At 46.5% G+C, this 12,925-nt stretch carries 11 protein-coding genes; 7 read left to right on the forward strand and 4 right to left on the reverse strand.

The window, feature by feature from the left end:
• Together PF479_RS00980 and PF479_RS00985 are read right to left on the reverse strand one after the other, a co-directional pair.
• A partial coding sequence (locus tag PF479_RS00980) for a sulfite exporter TauE/SafE family protein (RefSeq protein ID WP_298001323.1) occupies window positions 1-1,497 on the reverse strand: 1,497 nt, incomplete at its 3' end.
• A 122-nt stretch (window positions 1,498-1,619) separates the two neighbouring features.
• Entirely contained in the window at window positions 1,620-2,768 is a 1,149-nt protein-coding gene (locus PF479_RS00985) for an aldo/keto reductase (protein WP_298001325.1), read from the reverse strand.
• Between the two features lie 275 nt (window positions 2,769-3,043).
• On the opposite strand from PF479_RS00985, the gene PF479_RS00990 reads away from it, so the two are divergent.
• On the forward strand, window positions 3,044-4,201 hold the full coding sequence (locus PF479_RS00990) for an iron-containing alcohol dehydrogenase (RefSeq protein WP_298001327.1): 1,158 nt from the start codon (window positions 3,044-3,046) through the stop codon (window positions 4,199-4,201).
• A gap of 38 nt (window positions 4,202-4,239) precedes the next feature.
• Here PF479_RS00990 and PF479_RS00995 read toward each other — a convergent pair whose 3' ends face one another.
• Window positions 4,240-5,370, reverse strand: a complete 1,131-nt coding sequence (locus tag PF479_RS00995) for an ROK family protein (protein ID WP_298001329.1) — start codon at window positions 5,368-5,370, stop codon at window positions 4,240-4,242.
• Window positions 5,371-5,674: 304 nt separating this feature from the next.
• Between PF479_RS00995 and dctP the strand changes: the two genes are divergently transcribed.
• The 4 genes from dctP to PF479_RS01015 all read left to right on the forward strand — a co-directional run bounded on the left by dctP (window position 5,675) and on the right by PF479_RS01015 (window position 9,136).
• Window positions 5,675-6,697 (forward strand): TRAP transporter substrate-binding protein, encoded by a 1,023-nt coding sequence (dctP, locus tag PF479_RS01000; RefSeq protein WP_298001331.1) that lies wholly within the window; start codon window positions 5,675-5,677, stop codon window positions 6,695-6,697.
• Between the two features lie 2 nt (window positions 6,698-6,699).
• On the forward strand, window positions 6,700-7,182 hold the full coding sequence (locus tag PF479_RS01005) for a TRAP transporter small permease (RefSeq protein ID WP_298001333.1): 483 nt from the start codon (window positions 6,700-6,702) through the stop codon (window positions 7,180-7,182).
• On the forward strand, window positions 7,179-8,480 hold the full coding sequence (locus PF479_RS01010) for a TRAP transporter large permease (protein ID WP_298001334.1): 1,302 nt from the start codon (window positions 7,179-7,181) through the stop codon (window positions 8,478-8,480). Before PF479_RS01005 ends, PF479_RS01010 begins: the two co-directional genes overlap by 4 nt.
• Before the next feature lie 203 nt (window positions 8,481-8,683).
• Complete coding sequence (locus PF479_RS01015; protein WP_298001336.1) at window positions 8,684-9,136, forward strand: universal stress protein; 453 nt, start codon at window positions 8,684-8,686, stop codon at window positions 9,134-9,136.
• Window positions 9,137-9,223: 87 nt separating this feature from the next.
• On the opposite strand, the gene PF479_RS01020 is transcribed toward PF479_RS01015, so the two are convergent.
• The gene (locus PF479_RS01020) at window positions 9,224-9,985 is read right to left on the reverse strand and encodes a hypothetical protein (RefSeq protein WP_298001338.1); all 762 of its coding nucleotides are present in this window, start codon (window positions 9,983-9,985) and stop codon (window positions 9,224-9,226) included.
• A gap of 270 nt (window positions 9,986-10,255) precedes the next feature.
• On the opposite strand from PF479_RS01020, the gene PF479_RS01025 reads away from it, so the two are divergent.
• Both PF479_RS01025 and PF479_RS01030 read left to right on the forward strand, forming a co-directional pair.
• On the forward strand, window positions 10,256-11,224 hold the full coding sequence (locus PF479_RS01025) for a hypothetical protein (RefSeq protein WP_298001340.1): 969 nt from the start codon (window positions 10,256-10,258) through the stop codon (window positions 11,222-11,224).
• Window positions 11,225-11,555: 331 nt separating this feature from the next.
• A complete protein-coding gene (locus PF479_RS01030) occupies window positions 11,556-12,611 on the forward strand; it encodes a cadherin repeat domain-containing protein (RefSeq protein WP_298001342.1) in 1,056 nt (351 codons plus the stop codon).
• Window positions 12,612-12,925 lie beyond the last annotated feature (314 nt).

A 12,925-nucleotide genomic window follows, 5' to 3' on the forward strand; every position in this document is an offset into this window, starting at 1 on the left:
TTCTGTACCTTCCCCGCCGCTGGAGCAGCCGTCTTCTCCTTCCCCGCCGCTGGAGCAGCCGTCTTCTCCTTCCCCGCCGCTGGAGCAGCTGCCTGAAGAGGCTTCGGAAAGAGCCGCCGTATCACCAATGAGTGAGGCATCCACCAGACTCAGATCCTCGACGACCTTGATGCCGCTGGTGATCATACCCATCCAGCAGGTATAGGTTATGTTTCCAGGTTTGGAGGGAGGAGTGAATTCTATGACATTCTCTCCCGGTTCCATCTGGAAGCGGATGCCGTATTCAGGAACAGTCAGGGGATTGTTGCATCCGTTCAGTTCCGCTTCATCCGCATATATGGTCCAGACCACAGGAATCCCGGCCTGAACGATGAAGGGTTCATATTCGTCCTCGTGCATGATGGTCTTAACGTACTGTTTTCCCTCCACTATTTCGGCAATTCTGACATTCTCTGAGGAGCCATTGAAGCTTCCCGCGGCGGCCAGAGAAATACCATTCAGACTCATGCCTCTCAGGACCATCCCGCCACCCAGAAGGAGGACCAGGAGAGCACTCACTTTGAGGATTCTGCCATGAGTGTGACGGGGCATGAGGGTGGAGAGAGAACCAAAGCCCAGCATCAGAGGAACAGTACCCAGGCTGAAGAGGAACATAGACAAGGCTCCCGAGAGGGCGCTTCCTGTTCCCAGGGCGTAAATCTGAACCGATTGAAGAGGACCGCAGGGCATAAATCCGTTGAGAAAACCAACCACAAAGGGGCCTCTCCCGACTCCGGCGCCCATGATTTTTGAAGTCAATCCCTGAGGCAGCCGGGGCATAAAGCGGGACAGGCCTGGAAAAATTCCCAGCATGCCGAATCCCATAATAATCATAAATAATCCGGCAATGCCGACGATGATGCCCTGGATGGCACCCGTAATGGAAATGACAGAGCCGAGGGCTCCTACAAGCCCTCCTATAAGAGTGTAGGATACAACCCGTCCGGCATTGTAGAGGAGGCCGGGGAGGGCCCGGCGCAGAGGGCTGGGGTCGCTCTGTCCTTTTCGCACAGATGAGAGGCTGACTGTCAGATTGATCCCGCCGCACATGCCGATACAGTGCACCGAGGTCATAAGACCGATGATAAAGAGAAGTCCGTAACCCATGGAGCTCTCAATAACGGGGAGGGCATTCATGATTCCCGTTTCTCTGACCACCAGGAAGAGGGCTGCCAGAATGATGAGAATCCCTACCCACTGTTTGAGAGAAAATTCACTTTTGGTTTTGCTGAACAGTCCCGGGAGTTCGTACCCCGCGTCTGCCACTTTGACTCTTAGCAGGTTGATCAGTTCTTCCTGATTTTCCTTATCATAGGCGTCATCTGTCTGAACAAGCAGTCTGCCTGTGGCATGATTCGCCTTGGCCTGAATCACCCCTTCAATCGTTAAGACTGCTTTTTCAACATGCATTTCACAGCCGCCGCAGGTCATGCCTTTCACTGACAGTTCGAGTTTCACCGTTGTACTCCCTTATTCTTTTTGTTATTAAAGTAAGGTAACGGCTTATTGTGCAGATTCTGTGCAGACTGAGAAAAATTAATTCGGATTCTGGGGGGGAAGAATCCCCCCCAGAACTCCACTCAGGTCACAGCAGCCTCATACCGGGCTGCCACGTCTTTTAGATGCCTTCTGATTTCAATGTTCTGAGGGCAGTGTTTTTCACATTGACCGCAGCTGTTGCAGTTGGATGCTCTCTGCTGTTCTTTCAGGAATCCCGTGGTCCAGAATTTGGCTTTTGCAAAATCATCAAAAAGGGCTTCATGGTTGTAGGCCCAGAAGATTTCGGGAATATACACTCCCTGAGGGCAGGGCATACAGTAACGGCAGTTGGTGCAGTCCACACGGATTTTGCTGTGAAAGTAGTCTTTCGCTTTCCCGATGATGTTGTTTTCCTTTTCAGTTAAAGTCCCGGGAAGGGCCTCTCCCGCCACCTTCAGATTCTCCTGAACCTGCTCCATCGTGGTCATGCCGCTGAGGATGACTCCCACCTTTTCCCTGTCCCAGAGAGAGCGAAGGGCCCATTCTGCGGGGGATCGTTTTGTATCAGAGGCATCCCATATGGATTGCAGTTCTTCCGGTATTTCAGTCCGGGCCAGCATGCCCCCTCTGAGGGGTTCCATAACAACCACTCCCATTCCTTTGGATACGGCATAGTCCATCCCTTCCAGTCCTGCCTGGTAATGCTCATCCAGGTAATTGAGCTGAATCTGGCAGAAATCCCAGTCATTGTCGTCTACAATTTCTTTAAAAAGGTCGATATCGTCATGATGTGAGAATCCGGTATATCTGATTTTTCCAGCAGCCCTGGATCTTATGAGAAATGACTTGTAGTCATGCTTCTTCATATTCGCCCAATTGGCGGCATTGAGGGAATGAAGGAGGTAGAAGTCAATGGTTTCGACTCCCAGCCTTTCGAGTTGTTGATCCAGAATCCTGTCCATATCCCCGGGACTCTTTATCTCCCAGCTGGGCAGTTTTGTCGCTATCTTTACTTTGTCCCGGTAACCGTCCTGCATGACCTTTCCGCAGAAGGATTCGCTGTTTCCCCCATGGTAGGGCCAGGCGGTGTCCAGATAATTCACCCCAAGGTCGATGGAATGGCGGATCATCTTCAAAGCCTTCTCTTCATCAATGTGTTTGACATCTCCCTCGATGATCGGGAGGCGCATGGCCCCGAAACCGAGGATGCTGAGTTTTTCATTTGTTTTTCCGAATTTTCTGTAAAGCATAGACTTCCTCAAACTTTTATATCTTTTCCTGAATATTATGAACCTATATTTCCGTCCCGTAAAGGTTCGGATGGGGAGCGCTCCTCCCGGTGGCTGTCTTTAGATGAATCATCGCTTGCAGGACCTGAGAGAATTTGAGATTATAAGAGGAGCAGGTCATCTGCCTCATCAGGAGCAACCGGAGTTTTTTCTGGAGAGACTCAACTTTTTTATTGCATCCCTACAGGATCAGGCAGTCATTTTCTAGATTTATAATTATCAGGAGATAAGTTTACATGGTTAATTTTAATTTTTACGCACCAACAGAAATAGAATTCGGAAAAGATGCCGAACTGAAGGTTGGCGGGTTTGTAAAAAAATACGGTAAAACAGTACTTTTGCATTTCGGGAAAGGACATATAAAAAAAACAGGTCTCTATGACCGGATTCTGAATCAGTTGAGTGATGAAGGGATCTCCGTCGTCGAGTTAGGCGGCGTTAAAGCCAATCCGGATATAGAACTGGTAAGGGAAGGCATCGCTCTCTGCCGGGATCATAAAGTTGACTTTATCCTTGCTGTAGGGGGGGGTAGTGTCATTGATTCGGCCAAAGCGATTGCCCTGGGTGTCCCCTATGAGGGCGATGTGTGGGACTTTTTTTATAATGGAAAAACTCCCCTGGAAGTCCTGCCCCTCGGTGCTGTGCTGACCATTCCCGCAGCGGGGAGTGAAATGAGTAAGTTCAGTGTTATCACCAACGGAAAATATAAAATTGGTTATGCCAATGATTTAATGAGATTGAAATTTTCCATCCTTAATCCGGAATTGACCTATTCCCTCTCCCCCTGGCAAACCGCCGCAGGGGTTGTAGATATCATGGCCCATGTGATGGAGCGATATTTTACAGAAGAGACTCATGTGGATTTTTCCGATGGAATGTGTGAAGGCCTTCTTCACTCGATGATCAAGAATGGCCCCAAGGTTCTCAGTGAACCCGATAATTATGATACCCGGGCAGAAGTGATGTGGGCGGGTTGTATCGCTCATAACGGGCTCCTGGGAATGGGAAGAATCGAGGACTGGGCTTCTCACAGGATACAAATGCCCTTGAGTGCCCTTTATGACATTACCCACGGTGCGGGTCTGGCCATTATATTTCCAGCCTGGATCAAATATGTCTCCCAGTTGAAGCCCCAGCCTTTCATCAAGTTTTTCACAAGGGTCTTTAATGTTCCCTACGATTTTGACAATCCCGAGTCTGTGATAAAGACCGGATTGGAACTGATGGAAAACTTCTATAAATCACTGGGCATGCCGACCCGTCTGAAAGATCTGGATATTGATGATTCCCGGTTTGATGAATTAGCCGGTCTGGTGACAGAAAAGGGACCCACCGGATTTCTGGTCAAGCTGGATAGGGATGCGGTTCAGGAGATATATAAACTGGCACTCTGAGATGAGGGATTGGTCATTGATTCTTCAGTATGAAATGATCAGTCCTTTATCACAAAATCAAAGGAACTGTTCAGTATGGACCAGCAGGCCCCTCCCAGGGCCGATCGCTCCAATGAGGGAAGAAGCAGCTGTGTTTCCTTTAAAGGAGTCTCTGCCAAATGGAGGGATGCCGTTTTTTTTAAGAAATCAAGGGCCCCGGGGCTTTTGATATAGGGAGTGTTGATCATAATGGCGTAAGGATTCAGCAGGGCTGAAGTCTGAACAATGATCTGACCGAAAATATCGGCAATCTGCAGGCAGACCTCGGCTGTTTCAGCATCAGATGAATCAAATAGATCCTTCAGAGACTGAACCGTGATCCCCCAGCGTTTCTGTATCTTCGAAATACCCAGAACATCCTCTACCAGATAGAATTGATCCCCGATATTCACTTTCATTTTTCCTATTTCCATGGCCAGTGAGTTTTCACCGGTCAGAAGGTTATGACTGGAATCAGTATAGGCTCCGCCGATATCGTCGGGGTTTTCAATATAAAGAAGATTCCGGCAGTTGCCGTTGCCTCCGAAAGCAGACTCTGCCAGAACCAGAGCATTGGCATCGTTGAGGATCTGATAAGGCAGGGATGAGTCTCTATTGAGCATCTCCCGATAGCGGACCGGTTTTTTCCAGCCCAGAGGGTCTGAATTCAGTACCATTCCATCATCACTGACCCATCCGGGAATCATAACGCCCACTCCCAGAGGCCGGGCTTCAGGAATGGGGCTGTCATCAAGAATCTCCTGTGTTATTTTATGAATCACTTCGACCGTTTTTTCTGGAGAGAAATCCGTGTTTTCAATTTCCCGGCGGCTGTGAATCTGCCCGTTCAGATCACTAAGGATGAATTGGATGGAATCCGGTTTCACATCCACACCAAGGACGGAACAGGCCCTGGGGTTAAATTGAAAGAGATCCGAATTCCTGCCGATGCCATGGTTCCCGGTCCCCACGGGGGTCACGAGGGATAGTCCTACCAGGTAACTCATGAGTTTTGAGGCAGTGGAACGGCTGCACTGGAGCATCCGGGAGGCATCCGCCCTGGAGAGGACATTTTTTTTCTTGATTAATTTCAACAGCACCCGGGCATTGTGTTTCATCATGTCACTGGGGGACAGAAGTTTAATATCCATAATAATCCTATTTGTTCGGAGTCAGAACAAATGTAGTTTACACGCTGAAATTCCCTGTGTCAATCGAGGCATATTGGGGATTCTCAGGGAGATCCAACCTTATCGTTCGCCAGGTAAAAGAGATTTGTAGTGATTCCTGGAAAAATAATGAGAAAAAACCTCCTTTTATAGTCCTGTTTTAATGCTATAATCATCTGGAAAATCTTATTCAGACATGCTCTGCGTTTTTATGGAATGGTAAAAATCAAAGATTATGAATTAGGTATTAATTCTCGTTTGAATCACATCTTCTTTGGAGGCATATATGAAAAAAATAGCAACTCTTCTGCTTTTTGCGGTCCTGGTTCTGTCCGGCTGTAACAAAAAGGATGAAACAACGACCGCAAAGGCCGAAAAGAAGGAAGTATATAACCTGAATTATGCAGTCTTCTTTCCCGCATCCCATCTTCAGGCCCAAACAGCGGAAGCCTGGGCGGAAGAAGTCGGAAAAAGAACGGATGGTCAGGTCAAGATTACTCTCTTTCCCGGGGGAACCCTCACAGCCGCGGCTCAAACCTATGAAGCCGTTGTCTCGGGAGTTGCCGATATCGGAATGAGTGTCTTTGCCTATACCCGCGGCCGTTTTCCTCTTCTGGAAGGTCTGGATCTCCCTGTAGGTTACCCTGATGGTGTCACGGCCACAAAAATCGCCAATGCAATGGTCAAGAAATATGAACCTGCAGAACTCTCAGATGTTCATGTCCTTTATCTGCATGCTCATGGCCCGGGAATCCTGGCCAGCAGGAACGAGGTTCGCACCCCCGCAGATATTGCCTCAATGAAGGTCCGGGCCACCGGTCTTTCCGCCAAGATTGTTACTGCTCTGGGGGGAACTCCCATCTCCATGAGCCAGGGAGAAACCTATGAAGCCCTCCAGAAAGGTGTTGTCGATGCCACCTTCTGTCCTATAGAAACACTCAAAGGCTGGAAACAGGGTGAGGTTATCGATTATGTGGTGGATACAAAGTCTATCGGATATACCACCACCATGTTTGTTGTCATGAACAAGGCCAAATGGGATGCTCTGCCTGAGAATCTTCAGACCATCATGGATGAAGTGAGCGATGAGTGGATTTACAAACAGGGAGAAGCCTGGGATGAAAGTGACAGACAGGGAGAAGCCTTTGTTAAGGATCTGGGGAAAACCTTTATCTCCCTGAGCGATGGGGATAACAAGGCCCTGATTGCCGCCATGAACCCCATTTATGAGGAATATACGGCGGCCGCTGCCGAGAAAGGACTCCCTGGAGAAGCCTTCCTTGCTGACATCCGGGATATGCTGAAATAATTATGAAGTTCTTTTCATTCATAAAACGTCTCATCATACTGTTTGCCTACATTGCAGGTGTTTCCATCCTGCTGATGATGGGCATTACAGTTCTGGATGTCATTCTCAGAATCTTTAATATCGGCATCACCGGAGCTTATGACCTTGTCCGGGCCTTCGGGGTCATTTCTGTAGCCTGTGCTCTGCCCTATGTGACCGCCGCCAAGGGACATATTGCGATCGAGTTTTTTTATCATAAGTGTGGGAAAATCGGACGCCTGTTTCTGGATCTTGTCTTCCGACTTTCGGCTCTTGTTATCTTCGGAGGCCTGACTTTCTATACCTTCAGGCATGGCATGTCCCTGTATCAGAGTGGAGAAGTGTTGCCCAATCTGGGAATGCCTGTCTTCTGGATTCCCTTTGTCATCAGCCTGAACAGCCTGCTGATGATGGTCGTCTTTGTCTACCATCTCATCCATCCTGGAAAGGAGTTCATCAAACCATGAGTCCTGTACAAATAGGAGTCATCGGATGCCTTGTGCTCTTCGGTCTCCTTTTCACAAGTATGCCCGTGGCTTTCGCCATGATCGCCTCGGGAGTTCTGGGCTTTGCCCTGATCATCAATCCTCAAGCGGCTTTCAGCATGGTGATCGCCGAGCTTTTTGAAACCTTCAGCTCCTATAATCTGACGGTGATACCCCTCTTTGTCATGATGGGGCAGGTAGCCTTTCATGCAGGCATCAGCAAGCGTCTGTTTCATACGGCCTATGTCTGGATGGGTCACCTTAAAGGGGGGCTGGCCATGGCAACCGTCGGGGCCTGTGCCGGATTCGGAGCCATCTGCGGTTCCGGTCCTGCGACGGCGGCTACCATGGCTTCCGTCGCATTACCAGAGATGAAACGATACGGTTATGCCGATTCTCTGGCAGCCGGCACTGTTGCCGCCGGAGGTTCACTGGGCATGCTCATTCCTCCCAGTGTTGTGTTTATCGTCTATGCTCTCATGACAGAGCAGTCCATCGGTGATCTGTTTCTGGCAGGTATTGTTCCGGGAATCCTCATTGCCACAATGTTCTGTCTGAATATTTATGTGCGCAGCTCCAGGGATAAAACCCTGGGCCCCGCAGGACCAAGACACAGCTGGAAGGAGCGAATAATCTCTCTCAATGGTGTCGTAGAAACGCTGATTCTGTTTCTGCTGGTCATGGGCGGCATGTTTTTGGGTCTTTTTACTCCCATTGAAGCCGCCGCCATCGGTGCTGCAGGGAGTTTCCTTATTGCGGCCCTTCAGAAAGAACTGAATATCCTGAAGATGAAAAAAATACTCCTTGAAACCGTCAGAACCTCGAGTATGATTTTCTTCATTGTGGCGGCCGCAACCATTTTCGGCCGTTTTCTGGCGGTCTCCCGTATTCCCTTTGTTGTGGCTCAGGCCTTTGTTTCTCTCCCTCTGCCGGGTGAAATCACCATGTTTTTGATCATCCTCTTCTTCCTTGTGGCAGGCTGTTTTATCGACGCCCTGGCTCTGATGCTCCTGACCATTCCCATTTTCTTTCCTGTCGTTCAGGAACTGGGATTTGATCCTGTCTGGTTTGGTGTTATCGTTGTTGTCATCACCCAGATGGGTGTTATAACACCGCCGGTGGGAGTGAATGTGTATGTGGTCAGCGGGATCGAAAGGGACATTCCCCTGCCGGTTATTTTCAAGGGAGCCATGCCCTTTCTGGGGATGCTGGTTCTGGCGGCGGTCATTCTGATTCTGTTTCCCCAGATCTGCCTGTTTTTGCCTGGATTATTCCATTAGGCCCTTAGGCCCTTAGGCCTTAAGGGGAAAATCACCGAAGCTGCAAACCAGCTTCGGTAGTTAAAATTATTGTTTTTGACAGTTTATATGGGAGACCACATTATGCTTGATACCCTTCGGCTCAGAGCTGCAAATCCCCGAAGCAGCAAACCAGCTTCGGTAGAAAAATACTTAGTCTTCAATGAATTTAAGGGAGGAACGCAATGCCACATAAGAATATTTTTAAAAAAATCCTCTTCTGTACGGACTTCAACACAGATGCCATGGGGGCCTATCACTATGCCCTGAATATTGCCGAGGGGAACCCGGGGAGTGAGCTCGTTATATTTCATGTCATCCCCGAGCCGGACGCCCAGTTCTGGAAGTCCTATATCTATGAAGTGGATGATGTGGATAACAAAGCCCGCCATGACATTGATGCTAAAATTGCCGAGGCCTATCTCAGAAAGGTCCCACCTGGAATCAACTGTTCCACAAAGGTTGTCACAGGAAATGTGGGGGAACAGATCTTGAAAGAGGCCCAATCGGATGAGATCGATCTGATTATCATTGGCCGGGGGGCGGGAAGCAATATGATCAATCGTCTCTTGGGAGATTTTATTAAGAAACTGATCCATAAGGCCCGCTGTCCTGTTCTGGTCGTACCGGAAGAATAATAGAGTCGGGCTTTCTGCTGCCTCAGGCAGATAGATCGGTAGAATTACTGAAGGAATCAGGTATTCAAATCCCGGCTGATCATTAACTTAGACAGGTGCCCTGAAGGTACAGGGCAGCCTGGTCAGGCACTTACCGCACACATCCATCAAATCTGCTGTTCCCAGATTCTTTCCGTTATCCAGGCACTGATTATAGCAGCTGTGCCTGTCGTAATTCTCAGAAGTCAGGGCTCCCCTGGCACATCGGCTCACGCATTGACCACAGATATTACCCTCTTTTTCAATACAGTACTCTTCCTCCGGAAGGGGTGATGAGGTCAACGGGGCATCTGTGATGATGCTGCCCAGCCTGCCGCTGCAGCCTGCCTTTGTGATCAGCATATTATTTTTCCCGAAGGTTCCCAGACCGCTTATATAGGCCACATGACGATGGGACCAGCGGCTGGTGAGACTGTCTGTATCAAAGCTTTCGGTCGCCGGTAAGCGGGCACAGTTAAAGCCCCCTGTTTCCAGCATCATTGTGATTTCATCACTGATCTCATCGATGAGAAGATTGGTTTTAACAAAGGCTTCTCCCCATGTTCTGGATGCAGGGACGCCCTCCTCGTTGGAACATGTAATCTCTCTCGTGAAGGGAATAAAAAAACAGATGACCGATTCGGCATTGGGGAGTAGATCTGTGGGCATGAGGTGATCTTCTCTTACCCAGGATTTCAGCATATGAAAGGGTCTGTCATCGATGAGAGCATAACTCGTCAGAGCCTCTCGCCACATCTGACCTTCCGAATCCTGCCTCTTTGCGGTATCCCTGACAATTCCTTCTATCTGCTTTTCAAGTGCATAGTCCATTCAGTGCTCCTATGAGGAATCTATCAGGCCCAGGAATGAATGAAAAGTCTATTTTAGAAAAAAATATAAACAACTGTATATTATATACTTGACGGTTTTTTTAAGAGCCGGCAGATCAATGAGAATCAGAGCACTGCCGGTACTGAATTATAGTTTACTTTTTTGTTTCTGATAGGTATAAGTCAGGCTGTAAAGTAAGATAACAAATGTAGGAATTAGTATATAAAATGAATGAGTGAGAAGCCAATGGAACAATGATATAATAATCAAATGATCCTTAAACATCTCTATCTTTTTTTCTATTCCGTTCTGTTTCTCATTCTGTCCCTGGTGATCCACTGGAATCCCTCAGGTGCTGAACCTGTAAGCTGTTTTTCAGGCTATGGTGAGGCCATTGTATATGGGATCGGATTATCCATAATTCACTATTTCCTTTATAGATTATTGGCAAAAGAAAAGAGTAAAAATCATATACTACTGATAATTACCATTTCAGGAATGCTGTTTCTGACTGTTATTCTGACTGGACTGTTTTTGCATCGGGACTATTTTTCAATGATGCTGCCTGTATTCATTTGTCTTCAGAACATACTTTATCGTAAAGAGGTTTTCTTCCATCATCTGGAAAGGCATAGAGCCATCAACAAACTCCTCTATATTCTCTCAATAATCATGTTGCTCTGCTGGATTGTCTGGATCTTAATGATGGGATATTTGATTTCTAGCAGACAGGAACCCCGCTGGATAGAGAGCCTTATTTATAATATTTACAATATATTCCTGATGATCATTTTCTTTATATCTATTTTTGACCTGCAGAAAAAGATGAAGATACGGATACTTGTGATAGATGATTCTATCTGGTTGAGCCAGCTGAATCTTTCTGAGTTCCTTGGTCTCTTTAAGAATGAAATACTGGTGCAACTCCTGGTGAATCATAAAAAGCAGGGCAGGATCAATTGTCATGATCTTGTGAAAGCTCTTTCAGACAAAGATCTGATGACCATTAATGATATGGATTGTATGTGTTGTAAAGAAAATAAACAAAAGGCAACATTGTGCAAAGAGTACAGGAAAATTTACAGACAAATTCTGGATATAAAAAAGGTTTTGGAACTGATGCAGATAGGAACAATCGTCTACCCTGAGAACAAGATGGACGTTGTGACGGTTGGCTGGGCACTCAAACTGAATAGTAATATTGAAATCATTATAGAAGATGAAAAAATCTCATCCTGAAAAAGTGTTAAACGATTTAATTCCAAACATTGAAATACATTAATCTTGTAAAATCACAACTGTTCACTTAACAATCATGTCATGAAAATGATGATCATTGTTAAGTGATATAAATAAATATTATGCAAGCGGCATCATGAAATGCCGTAAAGCTGTCTAGTTCGGAACAATTGTAAGCGTTAGTATTGCTTTAGATCGACTTTATAAGGAGATTTCAAATGAGATGTAAATTATTTTTGATTCATGCATTAAAACAAACAAACATTCTTAATGTTCATTAATATATTGTAAACAATAATTCATATTTAAATCATTTTGTAAGGAGATTGTAATGAATCTGAAGTATACTTTCATGTTATTGTCTTTACTCCCCTTTCTGCTTTTCTTCTCTTGCGAAGACAGTCCCTCCGGGAACAATGTACCATCGGATATCGGAATCAGTGCCACAAGCGTGCAGGAAGGAAGTTCTGCCGGCACAACAGTAGGAAGTCTCTCTGTAAGCGATGAGGATATAGATGACAGTTTTATATTTTCTTTGACTTCAGACTATGGTGAAAATGCCTCATTCAGCATAGAAAACGATCAGTTAAAAACAGCAGAAGTGTTTGATTATGAAACCAAATCATCCTATGCCATCAAAATAGAGGTCAGCGATGGTACAGACAAGTACAGCCAGGATTTTACTATCACTGTGACGGACATATCCGTCGACGGATTGTACGGTGGATCATTTACAGGTACGAAACTCGCTGACAGCAGTGTAGCCGAAGACGTAGTCTGGACATTGGATATTGATGGCAATTCTGGGGTTCTGGACATCCTTGCTCCTGATGGTGAATATGCTGATATTCCTGTTTCCATAGACGAATCTGCCAGAACAATTACAGTCTCTCATAAAACCATAAGTCCCAGTACGGTTCAAATGGATTTTTCTGGAAGTATTGCTGAAGATGGAGACATTACAGGAACAGGGACACTTGATTCTGGAGCAGATGATAGCATTGAGTATAATATCCAACTGAACGGCGTCAAAAACGATGAAGGCTACTTGATCAAAGGTACTCTGCACTGCCCTGCAGAAGATGTGGGCCAAAACGGAAAACCCTATACTGTAGTGGTAGACAGCGACGGCATTGGAGATAACGGCGGTGTTGTCGGATACTTTCAGGGAGTAAGCGGAGTACCCAGAACCATGTGCTACCTCATAACGGAAATACCTGCGGGAACATGGGAAGTATATGCCGTACTCTACACAGATGCCCCTGACTCAATAAATCCCGAAAGACCTCCTAACGATGGAGAATATTCAGGAAATTATGGAAGCACATTCACTCCCACTGACAACACAGGCGTTTATGATATTGCACTCTCAGTCTTTTCTGAATAAATATTTAAGAGGATGCTGTAGAAAAAAACTGAGTACAATTTAGTACGAAAGTGAACCATCAACAGCATCGCCCAAGAAAGTGAAATCACTGCAAACGACTTCAATAGCCCTGTAACATATATTGTGACTGCGGAAGACAGTAGCACTCAGTCTTATACAGTTGTAGTCAATGTTGATCAGGGATACTTCTCTGACCACATTGGGTATTCCTGCTATATTCCAGCTGGAAGTTTTCAATACTCTTCCAACTCAGAAGATGTTTGTTCTATCAGTAGTGCATTCCGATTAAGTGAGTGTGAGATAACCAGAACTCA

This window comes from Oceanispirochaeta sp. (assembly GCF_027859075.1).
In the GTDB taxonomy this organism is placed as follows: Bacteria; Spirochaetota; Spirochaetia; order DSM-2461; family DSM-2461; genus Oceanispirochaeta.